Here is a 21,963-nt window from a genome sequence, read left to right as displayed (position 1 = left end):
GGAATCACGCCGGGAGGTCCACCACAACCAATTACTCGAAAGCAGTTTACGACATTTAGAACAGCGGCGGCTTGCCGAGCTTGCGGCGAGATCTAACGACGCGTCGTCGGCAGGCCACCGATATTGAGCGAGCGGGCGTCGTCGATGAAGACTTCGTTCGTCGAGCGCCAGAAGAGCGCCTTGCGGAAGGCGGCTTCCGTGCGAGCACCGCCGACCCCCTGCCAGCGCCAGAGCCGTGCATCGGCGCGGCCGTCCCCTTCGATGACGAAGAGATCCTTCGATTGATCGAAGGCCACGCGGTTCGCATGGGCCTGAAAGTTCGCCCCGTCGGGATCCTGGCCTTCGATCTCGGTATCGCCTTCGGCGGTGAGCTCGAAATGGTTCTTCCCGGCGCGATCTTCGACCTGGCGCACCGAGAGTTTTTCGCACGCCATGAGCATGCCCGCGTGTTGGGGCCGGTTGAAATCATCGGGCGTGATGCGTGCCTGCCAGTTCTTTACCGGACCGTAGGTCGTGCGGACGCGCTCGTGAAATTCGAGTTGCCGCTGGCGAATATTGCCGGCGAGCTCGCGATCGAACCATACTCCCAGGTAGTTGAGTTCACTTGGATCGACTGCCCGCGGCGCGCGCGGCGTGCCCCCCGCCAAGGGATTCCCCCCCGAGGTCGGCAGGAAGTTCTCGCCGCCCCCCACGCCCACGCGAGAGAAGGCCGGATCCGACAAGTCGCGGCGCGGACGGCCGACGATCTGGCCCGAGATCATGTCGAGATTCAGATCGGCCAGCTCGAGATGCTCGAGCGACGTGACTTTGCCCAGTTCCATGCTGCTGCTGTCCATCGTCACGCCGCCGCGACAAACGATCTGGGCCACGTCGGGCCGCCCGCCACCGGCGCCCTCGGAGGAGAAGATCACCGGTTCGGTGAGATTCACTTCCATCGACTCGGTACGGACGACCGTGGTGCGCGTGGCCTGGTCATCGAGGCGAGCTTCGATCTGGCGCTCGAAACGTACCGTCCGCCCCGCCAGCGACATGCCGCCTCGCCAGCCCACGACCAGCGGCATGGGCTGATCGAGCGATTGACCATCGGGCGTGCGATCCATCGGCAGCGAGATTCGCCCGGGACCGTCGATCTGCAGATGATTCGTCGTGCGGTTCAGGTTGATGGTGCCCCCTTCGAGCGTCAGGCCGCGGCCTTCGACATGCGCGGGAGAGCCTAACAGCGTGACGAACGAATTCGAGTTGTCGGACTGATTCACGTAGACATCTTCGCCCGTCAGCACGAGGGGCTTGTCGTCGGCGCGGGCCATCCTCGTCTGCTCGATGCGCACGTTCTGACGAACGCGCAAGGCCGAGAGTGTCGGCACATCGCCTCCGACCAACAGCTCGATCTCGAGCAATCCGCCGGCCACATGGAACTTATCCAATGGCACAGCCGGCGCGGGTTTCGCGCCGGCGAGGTTCTCGGCCGGAGTTGCGGGGGATGCCGGGAGGGGCATCGCCGGTGGTTGCACTCCATTGGGTGGCGGCGCGGGATTCGGCGGCACGCCGGACGGGGTGGCCGCGGCAACCACGGCTTCGCCGGCGCGCAAGTCCGGTTCGAACCAGACGCGCAACTCGTCTAGTCGGCCGGTAACCTGCGGCGAAGCGAACTCGACATGGTCTTTGGCCGTCATGCGGCGCGGCAACATTTCAACCCCGGGGCGGTCGCTCGTGTCCCCTGCCGGTTTCGCCGGCCGCTCGGCTGCAAACCAGGCGAAGATCCGATCGGCCGTGATGCGGCCGCGACCTTGCATCTCGAGCAAGGCCCCGCCGGTCATCGCCAGAAGTTGTTCGTTCTCGTGCGGCGCGAATTCGACTCGCGTTTGCCAGGCCGCTCGCACGTGAGCGTTAGGATCGTCGGGCAGGTTCGTCTCGAGTCGTCCCGGCCCGGTCGCCGAGAAGTCTCCCCAGCCGGCCTTGCTTGCCGCGGGGCGGAACCGCAGTTGCGGCGCGGTGATCTCGGTCGTGCCGCGACGCAGAATCGCCTGGGGGCGTCCTTCGATGCTGGCACGGCCATCTTGCAGATCGTACTCGAGTCGTGAGCCACGGGCGTCGACCTCGTTCGTCGGCGAGCGCAACACTACGGGATTACCGCGCGCTTCGATGCGTCCCGGCTCGAGTTTGGGAAACTTCATTCGCGCGCTGAGGCCGTCGGCCGGCGCGGCGGCCGGGGCACCTTCGGCCCTGGCGGGCATGAAATACAACGAGAGTTCCTCGCAATTGAGCGTATCGGCCGGACCGGTGGGAATCAGCCGCACGACGTCGACGCGCTCGTGGAAGCGCGCCACGTATTTCTCGAGATCGAATTGGAAGGGACCGGTGCAGCCGATCTCGAGTGGCTCGCTGGCCGGCGGCGTTGCCGGGGGAGCGGGGGCTGGAGCGGCGCCCCCCTGCTCGCGCCGCAAGGCGGTCGCCTCAATGTGTACCTTCACCTCGCGCACGAGTCGAAAAGAGCGGATGCCCTGGAAGCCGAGCCCCTTCGCTTCGCCTTCGGGGGCGCGGGCCAACTCGATCACGACCTCGCGCCCCGAGCCGTGATTCGGGCCGAAGCGGAAGTCGATCGGATGGGGGCTGACGATCTGGTCCCCTTTGAGCTCGGCGTCGCGGGCATGGATCAGCAGGTCGTCTTCCGGACCGGGGGAGCGCCCTTCGCCCGAGATGGTAAAGGGACCGTCGAGCCTGCCGCCGACGAGGTTGCCGATTTTGCCGCGGCGCAGATCGATCGGTTGGTCGAATTGCAGGAGCGCGCCGCTGGCGGTGCGCAGGATGACGGCGTTCTGGGCGCGTTCCTCTGCCGATTGTTCGCCCCCGCTGGGAAACAACACCATCGTGCAAGGCTTCAGCTCGACGATGCCGTTGCCCAGGTTGTTGTACTCCTTGAGCAGCAGCTTGCCGTGGGGCGTCTCGAGGACCTTGGGATTATCGAGCTCCCAATCTCCTTCCTTGAACCAGCGTGCCAACTCGCGGCGCTGCTGGGGCACCTGGTCGCGGGCCGCTTCGAGTTCGGCATTCGTCACCTCCGAGCGATCGGTCAGATCGGCCGAAGGTTCGATCAGCGGCACGGCCGTCAGCGCATAGACCACGTACAAGGCCAGCACGGCCAGGAAGCTGCCTCCGATGCGTCTCGTGCGAACGAACACGGCGGGCGGGTTACCGGTGAGAACAGTGGGTCAGCGAGACTGTCTGCGGAGAATAAGCGAATCGCGTGCCAGCGCGCTCGGCGGGCGGGGGTTTCTGCGAGCGGCCGGCCGAAACTTCCTGTCCATAAAGCAGTTGAGCGCGATGCCACTTACCGCGCAACGTCTCGTGCGAACCGGTTCGGCGGGGCGCTGCTAGCACGAGCCTTGCAATCCTTACAAAAATCTCTCGGCGATCGCCTGGACCGCGGCCCTTACTCGTAGCTTTGAATCAGGTCGTCCCAGCGGCCCTGCGATTTCAACACCAGCTCGATCGCCTCGCGCACGGCGCCGCGCCCGCCTGGAGCGCTGGTCACGTGGTGAGCCGCGCCGCGCACCTCGGCACAGGCATCGGCCACGGCGACGGCCAGCCCCACCTGGCGCAGCACGGGCAGGTCGGGCAGGTCGTCGCCAATAAAGCAGACCTGCCCCCACGAGAGCCCCAGGTCGCGCGCGATCTCGGCCACGACGGCCGTCTTGCGCTCCATGCCCTGACGAATGATCTCGATGCCGAGTTCCGCGCAGCGCACCTCGACGATGTGCGAGCTGCGGCCGGTGACCACGCCAAAGCGATATCCGGCGCGCTGCCAGAGCTTGATGCCCGAGCCGTCGCGGATGTGAAACTGCTTGGTTTCGATGCCCTGATTGTTGAAGATCACGGCGCCATCGGTCAGCACGCCATCGACGTCCGACAGGATGAGCTCGATCGGTTGGCAGCGGTCGGCGATCTTCATACGCGGCGGGTGTCCCGTCAGGCGGCTTCTTCCGGAATCATACCGACGACGTCGGTGATGTCGATCATGCCGACGGGGACGCCGACGGCATCGGTGACCGGTAGTTCGCTGATCTTGCGTTCGGCCAGGATCGCCACGGCGTCGCTCGTCATCGCGCCTACCTGCACGCGTTGCGGCTGCGAGGTCATCACGTGGCGGATCGGCCGGTCGAAGGCGTCGTCGCGCCGGCTTTCGAACAGCCGCGCGAGATCGCTATCGGTGAAGATGCCGGTGAGGAGGTCGTCCGCGCCGACGAGCATGATCGCCCCGGCGCGTCGGCCGACGTAGCTGTGCCGGGCGTAGACTTCTCGCACCGTGTCGGCATCGTGCGCTACGCGGCACTGTTCGAGCGGGCGCATCAGGTCTTCTACCTTGCTCAACTGCCGGCCGAGACTGCCCCCCGGATGAAAACGGGCGAAATCTTCGGGCCGAAAGCCCCGCATGCGGCTCGTGACCAGGGCCAGGGCATCGCCCAGGGCCAGCATCGCGGTGGTGCTCGTGCTGGGGGCGAGTCCCAGGGCGCAGGCCTCCTGCAAGGGGCCAAGCTCGAGCGTCACGGTGGCCGCGCGCCCCAGCGTGCTCGTCGAGCGCGCGGTCACGGCAATGATTGGGACGCCAAACGTTCGTAGCGAGGGCAACAGGCGGACGATCTCTTCGGTCTCGCCACTTTGCGAGAGTATGACCACCACGTCCTGATGATGAATGCGCCCCAGGTCGCCGTGGATGGCCTCGGCCGGATGAAGGAAATGGCTGCGCGTGCCGGTCGAAGCCAGCGTGGCGGCGAGCTTCTGGCCGATGATGCCCGCCTTGCCCATGCCGGTCACGATTACCGAACCGTCGGTCTCGAACAAAAGCTCCGTCGCGCGGCAAAAATCTTGGTCGAGTCGCGCGGCGATTTGTTGCACGGCGCGGGCTTCGATCTGCACGATGTCGCGCGCGTAGCGCAGTTGTTCGAACGGACTGAACCGATCGCGAGTCGCTAGAGCTTCCATGCTCGCAAGACTCCCTCTGAGGCGGCAGCGACGCCGCGGGCCTGGTCGATAAGGAGGGGGGATTGTAGTCGGGCCGCTCGGGTGCGGCAATCGAGGTTCCGCCGCAATCGCGCAGCCCCAATTGCCGATGCTTACGGGCGTGCTAGCAGAGCATCGTCCGGCGTTTCTTCGACGATTTCGGCCGTGGGCAGCTCGGCCGTGTCGTTTTCATCGACGGTGAGAAGGTCGTCGAAGCGATTGTCGCGCTGGGTTTGCGCTAGACGAATCAGGAACAACCGTTCGCCGGGGACCGAGACCGACGTCGCGTCCCCCAGCATGAAAAAGCGCTGGCCCAGGCTGCCCGGCATATCTTGCTGCGCACCGACGAGCAGCATTTCGCCGCGGGCCAGCGTGGCCACGATCTGCATATCGTCGAAGATCTCGCGGGCACGCCCCGAATCGAGAAGCCAGCTTCCCTCCTCGCCTGGCTCGTAACGCCGACGCGGCTCGCCGTGGTGAAGCTCGGGGGTGAGCTCGAACGTGGCGCGGCTGTCGCCCAAGGGCTTTACGCGCAGTGCCAGGATGCCCTGCGCCTGCAGAAAGGTCTTGCCGCTGACTTCGTTTCCGGCGCGCACCAGCATGGGCCATTCGGCCTGCACGCCCGAGACGACATTCTCGCTACGTTTGTTGGCGCGCAATTGCTGATGCCGCATGCGAACACCAATCTCGCGGGGTTCGAGCGTCTCGACGATCGTGGGATCGGCTTGCGCGCTGGGGCCGAGTTGATCTCCCAGCAGACGCTCGAGCGTGCGGGGGACGGTCGTGCCGACGAGCCCCGCGCGAAATCCATGTTGGTGCAGGCGTTCGCGCACGCGGAGCTCGATCGACTGCTCGTCGACGTGCTGCCAGAGGTCGGGAATGACGTGTCGCTGCGTCTCGGGCACCTGGATAAAGACCAGGTCGAGCGCCACGCTATCCTGCGACATTTGGGGCGGGATCAGTGGCGTCGCCACCGGTGGTTTCAACGGCGTGCAGCCGAATAAAACGACAAGACCAATGACCGCGCAGCAACCAGCCATGCTGCGCCGTGCGCAGCGATACGTGTCCCTGGGGGCATTGCCAAGAGGGAACATCGATCGAGGCCCTGGTTGCGAGAACATCGCATTCGAGGAGCGTAAGACGGGGCGGGGAGAATATCGAGGCAGGCCGGGTGAGTCAACGCGATTAGGACGACAGCGCCAGCAGGGCCTGCTGGCAGCGAGGGCAGAAAATACGCATCCACGCCTCACGATGCCTTGCGCTTTTCGTGGAGTGGTGCATCTTTAATTCCTGAGAGTGAGTTCTTCCGGCAACACGGCCACTCCCTGGGTATAATGCTCCGCATCAGGGTGATTCTCGAGGGGGAAAGCGCGACATGTTTCTACGACGCAAACGCGGCTTCGAGCTGCTCGAGCATCGCAGGGTACTCTCGGCGGCGGGGCTCGATATCGTCTTGCACCTGGGGCCTGGCTTGCAGGCGAATTCCGCCGCGGCGGCCGCGTACGAGCGCGCCGCCCAGTTCTGGGAAAGCGTCTTCGCCGATCCGATCACGGTCCACATCGACGCCGAGTTTGTGAGCGGCATCGGGGGTGCCGCTCTAGCCACGACAACGTCGTATGGATTCGCCTATCACGACGTGCGGGCCCGACTCGTGGCCGACGCGGCCGACGATGAAGGGATCGTCTCGCTTTTGCCAAACGCAACGGGGCAGCTCACCTTCAATACCGCGCCGGGGGTCACCGTGCCCACGGTCGCAACAGGCAATGTCGAATTGCTCGTCACGAGAGCGAATGCGAAGGCACTGGGGTTCCGTAATTTGCCGGGCAATGCCTCGGCCTACACGCCCGGCGTGACGATCGACGCCTCGATTACGTTCAACAGCACGCTGAACTGGGATTTCGATCGCTCGAACGGCATCGCCGCGGGGAGCATCGATTTCGAGGCCACGGCGTTGCACGAGATCGGTCACTCGCTCGGCTTCACGAGCAGCGTCGATCGAGTCGCCGCCGGTCAAACGGGCAACATCCGTCCGACGGTGCTCGACCTGTTTCGACTCGCGCCGGGACAAGGGGCCTCGTTCTCGACCGCGCCGCGCATCTTGAACAAAGGCTCGGCCGTCCCCGTCCAAGTGCTACACGACGGACAGTTCGACGCCACTCCGTTCAACGGCATCATCGCCGGGCTCGGCACGGGGGATATTCCCATGTCGACTGGGGTGTCATCGGGCGACGGCTATCAAGCCAGCCATTTCAAGGAAAGCAATCAGACGGGCGTCTTCATCGGCATCCTCGACCCGGTGATCAACACCGGGCAGATCGTCAACCCGACGATGAACGATCTGCGCATGCTGGGGCTCATCGGTTGGGATCGTATCGACGTATCGGGCTACGGCACGCCCCCCGTGGTGACCGTCGATGCGCTGGCCACGAGCGACAACACGCCGGCTCTCACGGGTACGATCAACGAAACCACCACCGACGTGTTCGTGCGGCTGCCCAGTGTGTTCGGTACGAACACGGTCACCTTCACCGTCGATGGCAATCCCGCCACGAGCAACGGCTTTACGCTGACGAACGCGGCCGGCTCGGGCAGCAGGATCGCGAGCATGGATCTCGTACTTCCCGATGCCGGCTCGACGCTGGGCAATCCGCCGCAGGTCTACACGCCGTTCTTCAATACCTCGGGAAGCGGCGCGCAGGATTTTCTGGCGGTCGCGGCGCAGGCCACGGCCGTGGGGCTGCTCTCGCCGCAATCCGATGGAGTGAACGACGGCGACGTGCGCGACAACTCGAAGACGCTGACGCTCGCGTTCGACAACTTCGATCCCGGCGAGACGCTTTCGTGGCGCTTGGGCATGGGGTTGAACACGATCTTCGGCAACGATCTGATCGGCGCGTTCGTCCGGGTCACCTTCGAGAATGGCCAGACGGTCAGTGGCGATCTATTGGCCGTGCCCGGCAACTCCGATGCGTCGAGCATCACGCTTTCGATCGATCACGCCCTCCGCGCCACGAATCACGGCAACGGCACCTGGTCGCTGGCCGACAATAGCTTCGCGGCGCTGGCCGATGGCAGTTACGAAGTGCTTGTTACGGCGGTCGACGCCTCGGGCGCCTGGGCGTTCGACGGCACGACAGACGAGTTGCTCATCGACACCTCGGTCCCCGTCGCCGTCGCCGGCGAATACATGGGCAGCGAAGCGAGCATCATCGTTCTGACCGGGGCTGGCACGGGCATCATTACGCTCTACGAGTGGGATCTCGACAACAATGGCAGCTACGAGACGATCGGCCAATCGGTGAACTTCTCGCGGAACGATCAAGGCGTCTTCACCGTCGCACTACGGGTCACGGGCCCCATGGGTTCCTCGATCGACACGACGACGGTGACCGTCGTGAACGCCGCCCCCACGGCGACGGCCACGGGATCCGTGGTGACACGCGTGAATGTTTCGCAGACGTTCACGTTTGCCGCGGTCGATCCTTCGCCCGTCGACAATGCCGCGGGGTTCACCTTCCGGATCGACTGGAATGGAGACGGCACGTTCGACCAGACCACCAGCGGCGCCGGCAGCGTGCAACTCAGTCATAGCTTCTCGGCGGCAGGCTCGTATCGCGTGACCGTCGAGGCGATCGACAAGGACTCGGGCGCAAGCGAGCTATCTTGGCACACGATTCACGTCTGGCGATCGGCGCAGGTCGGTCCAAACGTCGAGTGGCAAGGCTCGGACGGCGACGACGTCGTCGAATTCGAGCAGACCGGCGCCGGCAGCGTGCAGATGCGCACGTTGAAGATTGGTGGCGTGACGATGAACGTCGTGGAGAACTTCAGCGGTGTCAGTGGCCGCGTGCTCGCCTATGGCAACAGCGGGCACGACCTGCTCGACGCCAGCGCGCTCGCGAACATACCGGCGACGATCGAAGGGGGGCGTCACAACGACACCATTCGCGGCGGCGCTGCCGACGACATTCTCCGCGGAGAGTTCGTAGGGGCGAAGGGAGACGGCGCCGAAGGAAACGACTCGATCACCGGGGGACCTGGAAACGATCTCATTGAAGGGGACGGCGTCGAAGGAGGCAAAGATACCCTCCGCGGTGGCGCCGGCGACGACACGATCCTGGGCGATGGCGGCGACGGCGCCGAAGGGCGGGCCGACCAGATCTTCGGCGACGACGGCAACGATCAGCTCTTCGGTCATCACGGGCACGATCTCATCGACGGCGGCAACGATCACGACCTCATCACTGGAGGCGACGGCGCCGAGGCAAACGATACGCTCATCGGCGGCGCTGGCAACGATGTGCTCAGCGGAGGTCGCGGAAACGATTCGCTCACTGGTGGCACGGGACGCGACCTGCTCGTCGGCGGTTACGGTGCCGATACGTTGCGCGGCGAAGGAGGAGAAGATCTGCTCATCGCCGATCATACGACGTTCGATCTCAACGCCGCGGCGCTGGCGGCCATCCATGCCGAATGGACGTCGGCCAACAGCTATACCGACCGCCTCGCCCACCTGACGGGCACGCCCGGGGGGGCCAATGGCACAACCTACCTGATTCCCGGCGCGACGGTCTTCGACGACGAATCGATCGACCAGCTCACCGGGGGCTCGGTCGATCTCGACTGGTTCTTCTACAACCTGCTGCAAGATGTGTTGAACGACCACGCCGTGGGCGAAACGGAAACCGACACGTTCGGTTTCTTGCCTCCGGAGTAGAACACGTTCGATTCTACCGTGCGGGCAAGGATCGATCTCATGAGCGGTAAGCCACGCATGAAAGGTCGCGGATCGACGATCGCGCCGGCTAACCGCTTCGAACAGACGCACCGCGAGGACGACTTCGAGCAACTGGCCCCCGACGAGCCAGTCGCGGGGGACACGAATCTCCCGACGCAGTACCTGCCCGACGATTCCCAGACGATCGTCGTCGAGAACGACAGTCCCGATATCGGCTTTCGCTACAGCGTGAATTGCTATCGGGGCTGCTCGCACGGATGCAGCTATTGTTACGCGCGGCCGGGGCACGAGTACCTGGGGTTGAACGCCGGGATCGATTTCGAGTCGAAGATCTTCGTCAAGCATCGCGCGCCCGAGTTGTTTCGCGCGTGGCTCGCGCGCGACAGGTGGGTGCCCGAGACGATCATGTTCTCAGGCGTGACGGACTGCTATCAGCCGGCCGAGCGAAGATATCGGCTGACGCGTGGCTGTCTGGAAGTCGCCTGCGAGGCACGCCAGCCCATCGGCATGGTTACGAAGAACGCGCTCGTCGTGCGCGACGTCGACGTGCTGGCGGAGATGGCCGCGCACCGCACGACGCTGGTGTCGATCTCGATCACAACGCTCGATGCCGAGTTGGCCCGCACGATGGAGCCGCGCACCAGTTCGCCCGAGGCGCGGCTGCGTGCTATCCGCGAGTTGACGGATGCCGGCATTCCCACGACGGTGCTCGTCGCGCCGATCATTCCCGGGCTGAACGACACGGAAGTGCCCGCCATCCTGCAGGCGGCGGCCGAGGCGGGCGCGCTGAAGGCCTCCTTCGTGCTGTTGCGCTTGCCCCTCACGGTGCGGCCGGTGTTTCTCGACTGGCTCGTGCGCACGCAGCCGCTGCGCGCGGCCCGCGTCGAGGCGCTGATTCGCTCCACGCGCGGGGGCGAGTTGAGCGACGGCAAATTCGGCAGTCGGATGCGAGGAAAAGGGCCGTACGCCGAGCAGATCGGCGCTACATTTCGCGTGTTTGCGGCGAAGCATGGCCTGGACCGGCCGACGCCCGAACTCGATGCGTCGCAGTTTCGTCCGCCTCGTGCTGCGAGCGGCCAACGGCGATTTTTCTAGCAGGCGTGCCGGGGCGTGCTTGCGCCTCACCCGAGGGAACGAATCGCGACGTTAGGTGGACGTCAGGTGACCGCGTTCTGCGGCACGCTGATGCGTTGCATCGTGCGGAGGGCCTCGAACAGCTCACGCAGATTGCGTGGGTTCTGGCCGAGATCCCCCTTGCCGACGCGTGACTGGCTGCGCGCCGAGACGCGAGTTCCTTCCGCCACCGGCTCGAGGCGCACGGTTATGTCGTCCTTGAAGCGCCACAGCGCCGTCGTGCGTACCAGGCGCACGACGACCGTATTGCCCTCTTGATCGCGACCGGCGATTTCCCAGCGAACGAGCGTATGCACGGCATGCTCGACCAGATCGGCGGATTCCGCCACGGGGCGGTGCAGCAACATCGGACGCAAGAGGGGATCGTCGGACGTCTCGGATGTTTCAGCGGTGTTGGTCGTCAGATCGCGCGACCAGTCCTCGACCAATATAAAAAGTGTGCCCATGAACAACAGGAGGATCGCCCCAACCACGAAAATGATGGGGGTCAACATACGGCGCCACCCTATTCGAGCGAGGGTGCTAACCATGGCGCTGCGTCGCCGAGGTAGCGACCGGTTTCCGGAGACGAGAAAAGAAATGGGGGGATCGAGCGGCGGTTTCAACGCTGCGATCATCTTGGACGAGCTTACTTCCCTTCCTGCATCATATACATGCCGACACGGCGGTGTCACGTAGGCGCGGGGCGAAAGTGGTAAATCTCGCGTGTCTTGGGCACGGCATTGAGCATCCTTACGTCACGTGGTCCAATTGAAGCCTGGCGGTGACCCACTCGCATCAACCTGACGATCGCTTTCCATGTCGCTGTTTGCCGAAAGTGAAGCCCAGAATCGTCGCGGGGCGCAACCTCTGGCGGCGCGCATGCGCCCTCGTTCCCTCGACGAGTTTGTCGGGCAGCAACATTTCCTCGGCGAGGGAAAGCTGCTTCGCCGCTTGCTGAAGGCGCGGCGTTTGGGGTCGATCTTGTTCACGGGCCCCCCCGGCACGGGCAAGACGACGCTTTCTCATCTGCTGGCCAAGGAGGCGGGCGCGCGATTTCGCGAATTGAACGCCGTGACCAGCGGCGTGAAGGAACTGCGCGAGGTGCTCGACAACGCCCGCGACACGCTCTCGGCCACCGGTCAGACCACGTTGCTCTTCGTCGACGAGATCCACCGCTTCAACAAGGCGCAGCAGGACGTGCTGCTGCCCGACGTGGAAGAGGGGGTGGTGATCCTGGTCGGCGCGACCACGCAGAACCCGTTCTTCGCGGTCAACAGCGCGCTGGTGAGCCGGAGCCGAGTGTTTCAATTCGAGCCCCTCTCCGTAACGGACATCCGCACGCTGCTCGAGCGGGCGGCGGCCGACCGCGGCCGCGGACTGGGCCAATACGACGTGCGGCTCTCGGAAGAGGCTCTCGACTTCCTAGCGACCGTTTGCGACGGAGATGCCCGGCGGGCGCTGTCCGCGCTCGAGATCGGAGTCTTGTCGACCGACGAACGACCGGTTCACTTCACGCGCGAGTTGGCCGAGGAATCGGTGCAGCGCAAAACGATCGAATACGACGCCACGGGAGACTCGCACTACGACGCGGCCAGCGCCCTGATCAAGAGCATCCGGGGGAGCGATCCCGACGCGGCCATCTACTGGCTGGCACGCATGCTCGAGGGGGGCGAAGACGTGCGGTTCCTGGCGCGGCGCATCGTGATCGCGGCCAGCGAGGACATCGGCAACGCCGATCCCAGGGCCCTCTCGGTCGCCGTGGCGGCCATGCAGGCCACCGAATTCGTCGGACTGCCGGAATGCCAGTTGCCGCTGGCACAGGCGGTGACGTACCTGGCATGCGCCCCGAAGTCGAACGCCGCCACGGTGGCGATCGGCGAAGCACGCCGCGACGTCCGCGAAGGGCGCCTCGTGCCGGTGCCCGTTCACCTCCGCGACTCGCATTACGCGGGCGCCGAGCGCATGGGGCACGGAAAAGGGTATGAGTATTCGCACAACAGCCCCGACGGGGTCGCGGCGCAGGACTATCTGGGCGTCGATCGAACGTACTATCGTCCGGTCGAACGGGGGTTCGAACGCGAATTGGCCGAACGACTAGAGACGATTCGCGCGCGGCTCCGCGAAGGGCGTACCTAGAGGCGTGCGTGCGCTAGCAATGCTGGCGCCTGCGGTATGCGCCCTCTTCTTTTGGCAAGCTCGGCTGGCGGCGGCAGAGCAGTTTGCCTATGATTCCCCGCCACTTTGGGCACCGCCATGCGCCATCAAAAGGCGATCAGCGAGGCCAGAAGGGCAAGGATGCCGAGTGCGCCTAGCGCGAGCCACCACCACGGACGCCCTGCGAAGGGATGCGAGCTATTGGTGATGTACTCGCCACAGCGCGGGCAGGCGACCGAGTCTTCGTAGATCGCCGCTCCGCAGTGGGGACACTCGACCAGGTCATCCGTCGTGTCATCGTCGGCTTCGTAGTCGTCATCGTCGTCGGGCAGATCGTGGTCGTAGTCTTCGTACGATTCGTCCATGGAAACCGGCTTTCGACGCGGAGTAATACGACGGCGAGACGAGACGCACGCCAGGACAATCGCCAGAGAAGCCGCCGCGCCGGTCCCTCGTCGGCACCACTTTGTCAGGGAGGACAAGGGTGAACACCTTACGAACGTTAACAGTAGTGGTTGTTCTAGCCGCGGTGGCGTATGGCGTCTACGCATCGCTCAATAACAGGCCGGTGGCCGATCCACCCGGCATGGAAAAGACCGAGTGGCAAGGCGCTCCGAACGTCGAGTTGCCCGGCGCGCCGATGACCCCCGCCCTGCCCGAGGCACCCACTGCCGTGGCCCCCCCGGCCGCCGCGTTTCCTGCAGAAGCACCCCTCGCGCCTGCCGCGGCTCCCTCGGTGCCTGTCGCCACCACGCCGCCGGCCGAGGCACCGGCCTTTGCCGCCGCGGCGCCACCGTTTGAACCTGCGGCCTCGACGCCTCCGGCGCCGACCGCCGAGGTCTATTCGGGAGGTGTGCCACTGATTCCTGCCCCGGACGCGAACGCTGCGTCGGCACCGCCAGCCTCGTCAATACCCCCCGCGACGCAAGACCGCTACGCCTCGACACCTGCACCGACCGATCGCTATGCCACGCCTGTGGCTTCGGCTGCTCCTGATGATCCGACGAGCTACGCCGCGCAAACGTCGCTCGATGCCGGCCCGTCGGTCGCTGCTTCTCAGCCTGCCGGCGCACTGCCCGCGCCGACGGCGGGACCCGGATCGGCCGAGTTCGACACGGCGATGGCGTTCGCGCAGGCGCAGCTCTCGCAGGGGCAGTTGGCCGAGGCCCATCTGGCGCTTTCGCAATGGTTTGGCCATCCGGATCTGAGCGCGGCTCAAGAAACCACGCTGATCGGCCTGCTCGATCAAGTCGCCGGCACGGTCATTTACTCGCGCGAGTCGTTCGTCCTGCCCGCGCATCAGGTTCAGCCGGGCGAAACATTGAATCAAATCGCCCAAGCGAACAACGTGCCGTGGCAGTTGCTGGCCAAGATCAACGCCGTGCAGGATCCGCAGAATCTGCGGGCAGGCGAGCAGCTCAAAGTGGTACGCGGTCCCTTTGCGGCCGTGGTGGAAATGGGCCGCCACCGCATGTCGTTGTGGGTCGAGGGGCGTTATGCCGGACGATTCACGATTGGCGTCGGCAAGATTGCGAGCATTCCCGAGGGTGAATTCACCGTCCGCGGCAAGGTGGAGAACCCCACCTATTATGGCGAGCAGGTGATCGACGCCGACGACCCGAACAATCCGCTGGGCGAACGCCTGATCGACCTGGGCAACCAGCTTGGCATCCACGGCACGAACGATCCCAGCCTGATCGGCACGAACGAGTCGGGGGGCACGATCGCCCTGGGCCCGCGCGATCTCGAGGACGTCTACGACATCCTTTCGGTCGGCTCAACGGTAGTGATCCGCCGCTGAGCAACGGCGGTCTTTGATCCTCGATTGATACCGCAGGTCGCCGCAGACGCGACCTTGGCCTAGAAATAGGGCAGGTGTTGCGCATGCGAGCGCATTCGTTCATGTGGGGCAGAACATGGGCAGACCGCGTCATACCGACAAAGACATTGAAGCGGCAGTGAAATACGCCGAATCGCAAGCGGCCGAATTGCCGAAGAGCGTTTACTCGTTCACGCTCCACCTCACGGGTTTCGACAAGCTAACCGACGAAATCGAACAGGCGATTTTCAACGCCGGTTGCGACGATGCTCTACTGGGGATCTCGGACGGCCAGGTATTTCTCGATTTCGATCGCGAGGCCGTTTCGCTCGCCGAGGCGATCCGATCCGCGATCGAAGACGTCGAGCACACCCCCCTGGGAATTCGCGTGGTTCGGGTCGTACCGGCTGGCGAGCAGACGATCAATCTATTCAACCTCGTGTTGCGACTCCGATCCGATAAGCAGGGAGACACCGAAGTGGTCGAGGACTTGCTGCGAAGATTTGCCAAATAACTCACGATTCCCGCAGCGCGGCTCCCTGGTTGCTGGGCGCGTAGGTTGGTATAGAGGGGTCTCGGGTGGACGATCCCTCGACCCACGTCACAAGGACTCGGCAACGGTGTACGACCAAGCGGCTCTGATCGATCTCGTGCGCGAACGGGCGCTCAAATTCGGCGACTTCACGCTCGCTTCGGGCAAGAAGGCCAAGTATTACCTCGATCTCAAGCAGATAACCCTCGATTCGATCGGGTCGAAGTTGATCGGCGAGGGGATCCTGGAGCTTATCGGGCGCCCGCTTCCCAAAGCCGTGGGGGGCATGTCGATCGGCGCCGATCCTATCACGGGGGCCGTCGTCACGATGGCTGGCGTACGAGGAGACACCTTGCGCGGAATCCTCGTGCGCAAGGAACCGAAGGGACACGGCACGAACCGCTACGTCGAAGGCCCCGTGCAGCCCGGCGACGACGTGGTAATCGTCGAGGATGTTGTCACGACGGGGGGATCGTCGCTGCTGGCGATCGAGCGTGTCGAGGAGTTCGGCCTGAAGGTGAAGCAGGTGATCGCCATCATTGATCGGCTCGAAGGGGGCGCCGAGGCGTTCCAGAGTCGCGGCTATCCGCTCGCCAGCCTGCTGACGATCCGCGACTTTGGTATCGAGCCACCGCCGGCAGGCTGAGCGTCTGCTAGCACGTCCACACGGCAAGGATGCCACTCGTGGAATACTCGCTCCATCGCCAGTTGAAGTCGCTCTACGCGGGAGACGCGCAAACCGAGGTGCGGCTCGGCTCGTTCCGCATCGATGCCGTGGTCGATGGCGAGTTGATCGAGATTCAACACGGTTCCCTCTCGGCCATCCGGCGCAAGGTCGCCAAATTGCTCGAAGAGCACCAAGTTCGGGTCGTCAAGCCAATCGTCGCGGCCAAGCTGTTGCTCAAGAGTAAGCGTGCGGGGGGACGCGTAACCAGTACGCGCTGGAGCCCCAAACGCGGCACGCTGGTCGATCTGTTTCACGAGCTGGTCTATTTCACGCGAGTCTTTCCCCACCCGCGCCTCACGCTCGAAGTTCCTTTGGTCGAGCTCGAAGAACGTCGCTACCCAGGACATGGCCGGCGGTGGCGCCGCAGGGCCAACGATCATGTGGTCGAAGATCAGCGGCTCGTCGGGATCCTTGAAACCCATCAATTCCAGACCGCCGCCGACCTGCACCGACTGTTGCCGCCGCAGTTGCCGGCCACCTTCCACACGGCGCACCTGGCGGAAGGGCTGGGCATTCAACGCTGGGTGGCCCAGCGCATCGCATATTGCCTGCGAGAGACCGGCGCGGCACAAGAGGCCGGCAAGCAGGGCAACACGCGGCTCTATGTGCTCGCCCCACAAACCCGCCGGCGCCGAGCAAAGCAACTACCGTCGCCGCGAGCCGCTTGAGCCGGGCTTGGGCTTGCGGGGGCCTTTCGCCGACGCTTTCTTGGCCGGCGCCACGCTGGTCACGAACATGCCGCGCAACAGCGGGGAAAGATCGGCGTACTCTGTCTGGTCGGGGCTCCCCGCCGCGTGCAAATAGACCGACTGCGAGGGATCGGCCGCCAGGCCGATGATGCTCGACGAGATGGTGCCTCGATCGGGTCCTCGCAGGACGATCGTCGGCTGGTGGATGTCGGCCGAATGCCGCGAGAGCACGTCGCGCGACACGCCCACAAAATGCTCCAGCGAGTTGGGAAAACGTTGGGCAAAGAGCGTCCGGGCGTACGTCTGACGCGAGTCGCGCACGTCGTTCGGATCGCCATTGGTAACCAGGTGCAAGCCGGGCAGGAGGGGCAAGATCTCGACATGATCGGCGCCGATGACAAAGGCGCCGTGGCTGCGGTCGACGCAGAGAAAATTGGCCCCCGCGTACTTACCCGACTGAAGCTCGCTCTCGGCCAGGGCGATCGCCTCGGCGGCGGAAGTGCAATCGAGCAATTCGCGACAGAGGGCGCCGCGCGAACGGGGCGCGGCCGGCAGGTTCGACTTCAGCCGATTCGTCACGCCGACGACCAGGCCATGTTCATTGACTCCCAGCCAGGTGCCGCCGGCACGCTGATCGCGCCCACACAGCACGCGGGGTGGCCCGGCATCGACGGCGGGGACCGTCGCGGGGCGGTCGAAGAATTCTTCGCGATTCGCGGCCACCAGGACCGGAGCCGCGGCCAGCGTACGATATTGGATCGCCAGTAGGCACATGTCGCGTGCATCCGTCCAGTTGACATCGGCCTGGAAACCGCACCGCTCGAACGGTCACGAAATTAACGCAACTCGCGGCAGCGCTCAAGCCGGGTACTGCGAGGGGGGTACGTGCCCGGAAGTGGCCCTTTCGGCCCTTGAGCCGCCGAGGGTGCCGACGTAGGCTCTCGTCTTATTGATGCCTGTCGATGCCCGCGCGATCGAAGAAGGTTCGCTCGGCAGACGGGTTTGCTTACTCCCAATGCTGGAGCCTGGCTGGCCGATGACTGCTCGATCGAAAGACATGCCGATTCGCGTGGCGATCATCGGCGCGGGCGCCGTGAGCGACTATCACCACGTGCCGGGCCTGGGGCTCGACGGTCGGGCGCGCGTCGCCGCCGTGGCCGATACGAACGCTGAATTGCTCGAGCGACGAGGTCACGAATGGGGCATCAAGCTCCTCTCGACCGATCCGCAGGCCATCGCCACGCACCCCGACGTCGATGCGGTGATCATCGCCACGCCGAACTTCACGCACCGCGACATTGCCGTGGCGGCGGCGAAGGCGGGCAAGCACGTGATGTGCGAGAAGCCGCTCGGCCTGTCGGCGGCCGAGGTGCGCGAAATGTACCACGCGGCCCGCGATGCCGGCGTCGTCCACATGACCGCCTTCACCTATCGCTTTGCCCCGGCGATGCGTTACCTGAAATATCTGCTCGAGCGGGGTGATCTCGGCACGCCGCGGCATTTTCGCTCGCAGCGATTTCTTGACTGGCCCGAGACGAGCTGGGGCTGGCGGCAATATCGCGACAAGGCCGGGGCAGGAGATCTGTTCGACATGACGATTCACCGCATCGACTTCGCGCAGGATCTGCTGGGCCCGGTCAAGGCGGTCAGTGGCGCCGTGGCACGCTTCACACCACGCACGCAGACGATCGACGGTCGCACGTGTGCTCCCTCGGACGTCGACGATTGGTCGGCGCTGCTGGCCGAATTCGAATGCGGCGCCACGGGCGTCTGGGAAGGGACGACCTTGGCCAAAGGCTACGGCCGGGGGGGCTTCGGCCACGAATGGGCCGAGGTGAATGGCTCCGAGGCCTCGGCCGTCTATCGCCTGCACGAGCCGAACACGATTCTGCTGGGGCGCACGGGCAAGGACCTCGATCCCGTGCCCGTCCCGCCCGAGTTCCTCAAGCCGGCTGGCAGTCCGCGCGATCCGGCGGTGGGCGAGCCCGCGACAGTCTTCCGCTATGATCTGGCCTGGGAATTCATCGCGGCGATCGTCGAGCGTCGCGACGCCGTGCCCAGCTTCTACGAGGGGCTCACGGCGCAGGTGATTGCCGATGCCGTGCTGGCGTCGTACGCCGATCGCTCGTGGAAGGAGATTCCCGCGGAACCGAAGTAGCAACCGATCAATCACAGGCGGGCAGCCTGTGCCACTCGAGCAAACACAGAGCCATTCCACCAATCCCCCCAAGGGTTCAGCGATGATCAGCAAGGTGCAAGAGAAGAAGCCGGCCGTAAAGCGTCTGCCACCACGTTCAAAAGTGAAAGAGGCCGACACCTGGGATCTGGCCAGCCTGTTCGCCAGCGACGCCGACTGGGAGAAGGCCTTCACCAAATGGGAAAAGCGGATCGGCGACTACGAGAAGTTTCGCGGCACGCTGGGATCGAGCGCGAAGGCGCTGGCCGATTGTCTGAAGTTCGATCTCGATTTCGACCGCGCCGGCGAGCGACTGGGAACGTATGCCTTTCTCAAGACGACGGAAGACACCGCCGCCAGCGCCTATCAGCGCATGCAGGGGCGCTACTCGAACGCCGCCAGCCGCGCTGCGCAGGCCGCCAGCTACATTCAGCCGGAGATCATGGCGATCCCCGAGAAGACGATGAACAAGTTCCTCGCGGCGAAGGAACTGGCCTCCTACCAGTTGCTGCTCGACCGCATTTTGCGCTATCGGCCCTATACGCTGAGCGACAAGGAGGAGAAGCTGCTCGCCATGCAGAGCGAGATGGCGTCGGCCGCGGGACGCATCTTCCGCCAATTGCAGGATGCCGATCTGAAATTCGGCGAGATCAAGAACGATCGTGGCGAGCTCGTCGAGTTGAGCCACGCCACGTTCAGCGCCCTCTTGCACTCGCCGAAGCGCGCGGTGCGGCAGAAGGCCTTCGAGCAGTATTACAAACAGTACGAGGCGCACGCCAATACGCTGGCGGCCTCGCTCTGCGGCTCGATCCAGCGCGAAGTGTACTACGCCCGGGCCCGCGGCTATGAAAGCTCGCGCGCCGCCTCCCTCTTCCACGACAACGTGCCGCCGGCGGTCTACGACAACCTGATCGACTCGGTCCATCGTCATTTGCCGGCGCTGTATCGTTATTACGAGATCCGCCGCCGCAAGATGAAGCTGCCCGATATCCACCACTACGACACCTACGTGCCGATCCTCAGCGATATCGAGAAGCGGCACACCTGGGCTCAGGCGGTCAAGGCGTGCATCACGGCGCTCGAGCCCCTGGGGAGCGACTATTGCGCGGTCCTCGAGCGCGGGCTGTCGGGACGCTGGTGCGATCGCTACGAGAACCAGGGCAAGCAGAGCGGCGCCTTCAGTTGCGGCACGTTCGACGGCGATCCCTACATCCTGATGAACTACCAGCAGGACGTGCTCGATCACGTCTTCACCCTCGCCCACGAGGCGGGGCACTCGATGCACTCCTACTACTCGGCCAAACATCAGCCCTACCAGTACTACAACTACACGATCTTCGTGGCCGAGGTGGCGAGCACGTTCAACGAACAACTGCTCAGCAAGCACCTCATGTCGAAGGCGCGCGACAAGAGCGAGCGGGCCTACCTGGTCAATCGCGAAATCGACCAGATTCGCGGCACGCTCATCCGCCAGACCATGTTCGCCGAATTCGAGAAGATCTCGCACGCGAGCTGCGAGGCGAACGAGCCGCTGACGCTCGATCGCTTCAAGCAGCTCTACCACGAGCTGCTCACGCAGTATTTCGGTCCCCACTTCACGCTCGATCCGCAGTTGGACTTGGAGTGTCTGCGGATTCCGCACTTCTATCGCGGATTCTACGTCTACAAGTACGCCACCGGCCTCTCGGCGGCGATCGCCCTGTCAGAGCGCGTGACGAACGGGGGCAAGCGCGAGCTGGACGATTACCTGGGCTTCCTCAAGGGAGGCTGCTCGAAGTTCCCGCTCGACCTGCTGCGCGCCGCGGGGGTCGACATGGAGCAGCCCGGCCCGGTCGAAACCGCGCTCGAACATTTCGAGCATCTGGTCGAAGAACTGGATGAGCTCGTATAGGTCAGGTACGGGGTGCGTGACCTACGGCGAAGGTTGTTCCGCAGTAAAAGGAGCTGACTCATGTTCGATCGATTGAACAGTTTTCTCTGTAGTGTGCCGGGTTCGCTGCTGCAGGTGGTGTTTTTCGCCTTCTGGCTGTGGATGCTGATCGACTGCCTGATGAACCAGCCTTCGAGCCCCGAGAAGATTGTGTGGGTGCTGGTGATTATCCTGTTACCGTGCCTGGGAGCGCTGTTGTACTTCTTCCTCAAGAAGCCGAAGCGGCCCCTGTAGCACACCTGCCGTTCGCTCGAATCCGCTCCGGAAACCCTGGGAGGCTCCCCATGCAATTGGGACTCGTCACGTACATGTGGGGCGCGGAATGGGATCTGCCCACGCTCGTCAAGAATCTCGAGGAGACTGGCTTCGCCGGTGTCGAGCTGCGCAGCGGGCACAAGCATGGGGTCGAGCCGTCGATCTCGGCCGCCGCTCGTCGCGACGTCGCCAAACGCTTCGAAGATAGCCCGGTGGAGCTCGTGGGATTCGGCAGCGCCTGCGAGTTCCATTCACCTGATCCGGCCGTGTTGAAGAAGAACATCGACGAGACGAAAGCGTTCATCCAACTCTGTCACGACTGCGGCGGCACGGGCGTCAAGGTGCGCCCGAACGGCCTGCCGGCCGAGGTGCCGGTGCCGAAGACGCTCGAGCAGATCGGCCGCGCGCTGAACGAAACGGCCGCCTTCGGCGCGGACTTCGGCGTCGAGATCCGGCTCGAGGTCCACGGTCGCGGCACATCGGAGCTGCCTCATATCCGCACCATCATGGACGTGGCCGACCAGCCGGGCGCCGTGGTGTGCTGGAACTGCAATCCCGCGGATCTCTCGGGCGAGGGGCTCGAACACAACTTCAACCTGGTCAAGAACCGCCTGGGCACGATCCACATCCACGACCTGGTGAGCGAGTATCCGTGGGCGGAGTTATTCGCGCTGCTCAAGGGAGCAAACTTCGACGGTTGGACCTTGCTCGAAGAGGGAGCCCCGACGGGCGATCCCATTCGCGTGATGAAGTATTACCGCCAGGTGTGGGAAACATTGGCGAGTTAGGATCGCGGGGCAAACATGATGACCGACATGCCACAAAGGCA

17 protein-coding genes are annotated in these 21,963 nt (G+C 64.4%); 10 read left to right on the top strand and 7 right to left on the bottom strand.

What is annotated here, in order from left to right:
* Positions 1-92: 92 nt before the first annotated feature.
* The 4 genes from KF708_12420 to KF708_12405 all read right to left on the bottom strand — a co-directional run bounded on the left by KF708_12420 (position 93) and on the right by KF708_12405 (position 5,945).
* Positions 93-3,179, bottom strand: coding sequence for a hypothetical protein (locus KF708_12420; GenBank protein MBX3413486.1), 3,087 nt, complete (start codon positions 3,177-3,179; stop codon positions 93-95).
* 251 nt (positions 3,180-3,430) lie between these two features.
* The gene (locus tag KF708_12415) at positions 3,431-3,949 is read right to left on the bottom strand and encodes an HAD hydrolase family protein (protein MBX3413485.1); all 519 of its coding nucleotides are present in this window, start codon (positions 3,947-3,949) and stop codon (positions 3,431-3,433) included.
* A 17-nt stretch (positions 3,950-3,966) separates the two neighbouring features.
* The gene (locus tag KF708_12410) at positions 3,967-4,980 is read right to left on the bottom strand and encodes a KpsF/GutQ family sugar-phosphate isomerase (GenBank protein ID MBX3413484.1); all 1,014 of its coding nucleotides are present in this window, start codon (positions 4,978-4,980) and stop codon (positions 3,967-3,969) included.
* 131 nt (positions 4,981-5,111) lie between these two features.
* Positions 5,112-5,945 (bottom strand): hypothetical protein, encoded by an 834-nt coding sequence (locus tag KF708_12405; protein MBX3413483.1) that lies wholly within the window; start codon positions 5,943-5,945, stop codon positions 5,112-5,114.
* 428 nt (positions 5,946-6,373) lie between these two features.
* On the opposite strand from KF708_12405, the gene KF708_12400 reads away from it, so the two are divergent.
* Both KF708_12400 and KF708_12395 read left to right on the top strand, forming a co-directional pair.
* Positions 6,374-9,715: an NF038122 family metalloprotease gene (locus KF708_12400; GenBank protein MBX3413482.1), complete on the top strand. Its 3,342-nt coding sequence runs from the start codon at positions 6,374-6,376 to the stop codon at positions 9,713-9,715.
* Between the two features lie 39 nt (positions 9,716-9,754).
* Positions 9,755-10,831 (top strand): PA0069 family radical SAM protein, encoded by a 1,077-nt coding sequence (locus tag KF708_12395; GenBank protein MBX3413481.1) that lies wholly within the window; start codon positions 9,755-9,757, stop codon positions 10,829-10,831.
* A 62-nt stretch (positions 10,832-10,893) separates the two neighbouring features.
* Here the strand turns inward: KF708_12395 and KF708_12390 are convergent, their stop codons facing one another.
* Positions 10,894-11,364, bottom strand: a complete 471-nt coding sequence (locus tag KF708_12390; protein ID MBX3413480.1) for a DUF1499 domain-containing protein — start codon at positions 11,362-11,364, stop codon at positions 10,894-10,896.
* Positions 11,365-11,668: 304 nt separating this feature from the next.
* Between KF708_12390 and KF708_12385 the strand changes: the two genes are divergently transcribed.
* On the top strand, positions 11,669-12,988 hold the full coding sequence (locus tag KF708_12385; GenBank protein MBX3413479.1) for a replication-associated recombination protein A: 1,320 nt from the start codon (positions 11,669-11,671) through the stop codon (positions 12,986-12,988).
* Between the two features lie 125 nt (positions 12,989-13,113).
* On the opposite strand, the gene KF708_12380 is transcribed toward KF708_12385, so the two are convergent.
* Complete coding sequence (locus KF708_12380; protein ID MBX3413478.1) at positions 13,114-13,371, bottom strand: zinc-ribbon domain-containing protein; 258 nt, start codon at positions 13,369-13,371, stop codon at positions 13,114-13,116.
* A 119-nt stretch (positions 13,372-13,490) separates the two neighbouring features.
* Here KF708_12380 and KF708_12375 point away from each other — a divergent pair, with 119 nt between their 5' ends.
* The 3 genes from KF708_12375 (at position 13,491) to KF708_12365 (ending at position 16,752) form a co-directional block, all read left to right on the top strand.
* Positions 13,491-14,807, top strand: coding sequence for a L,D-transpeptidase family protein (locus KF708_12375; GenBank protein MBX3413477.1), 1,317 nt, complete (start codon positions 13,491-13,493; stop codon positions 14,805-14,807).
* A gap of 284 nt (positions 14,808-15,091) precedes the next feature.
* A complete protein-coding gene (gene pyrE / locus KF708_12370) occupies positions 15,092-16,003 on the top strand; it encodes an orotate phosphoribosyltransferase (protein ID MBX3413476.1) in 912 nt (303 codons plus the stop codon).
* A gap of 38 nt (positions 16,004-16,041) precedes the next feature.
* Positions 16,042-16,752: a hypothetical protein gene (locus KF708_12365; GenBank protein ID MBX3413475.1), complete on the top strand. Its 711-nt coding sequence runs from the start codon at positions 16,042-16,044 to the stop codon at positions 16,750-16,752.
* Here the strand turns inward: KF708_12365 and KF708_12360 are convergent.
* Positions 16,729-17,547 (bottom strand): NRDE family protein, encoded by an 819-nt coding sequence (locus KF708_12360; protein MBX3413474.1) that lies wholly within the window; start codon positions 17,545-17,547, stop codon positions 16,729-16,731. The genes KF708_12365 and KF708_12360 overlap by 24 nt on opposite strands.
* Before the next feature lie 262 nt (positions 17,548-17,809).
* On the opposite strand from KF708_12360, the gene KF708_12355 reads away from it, so the two are divergent.
* From KF708_12355 to KF708_12340, 4 genes are all read left to right on the top strand, one after another.
* Positions 17,810-18,931: a Gfo/Idh/MocA family oxidoreductase gene (locus KF708_12355; GenBank protein MBX3413473.1), complete on the top strand. Its 1,122-nt coding sequence runs from the start codon at positions 17,810-17,812 to the stop codon at positions 18,929-18,931.
* An 82-nt stretch (positions 18,932-19,013) separates the two neighbouring features.
* Positions 19,014-20,840 carry an oligoendopeptidase F gene (gene pepF, locus KF708_12350; GenBank protein ID MBX3413472.1) on the top strand — a complete coding sequence of 609 codons (1,827 nt, stop codon included), beginning with the start codon at positions 19,014-19,016 and terminating at the stop codon, positions 20,838-20,840.
* A 60-nt stretch (positions 20,841-20,900) separates the two neighbouring features.
* Complete coding sequence (locus KF708_12345; GenBank protein MBX3413471.1) at positions 20,901-21,113, top strand: PLDc_N domain-containing protein; 213 nt, start codon at positions 20,901-20,903, stop codon at positions 21,111-21,113.
* 50 nt (positions 21,114-21,163) lie between these two features.
* The gene (locus tag KF708_12340) at positions 21,164-21,922 is read left to right on the top strand and encodes a sugar phosphate isomerase/epimerase (GenBank protein ID MBX3413470.1); all 759 of its coding nucleotides are present in this window, start codon (positions 21,164-21,166) and stop codon (positions 21,920-21,922) included.
* Positions 21,923-21,963 lie beyond the last annotated feature (41 nt).

The organism is Pirellulales bacterium, assembly GCA_019636335.1.
In the GTDB taxonomy this organism is placed as follows: Bacteria; Planctomycetota; Planctomycetia; order Pirellulales; family JAEUIK01; genus JAHBXR01.
This window is presented reverse-complemented; position numbering and strand designations above follow the sequence as displayed.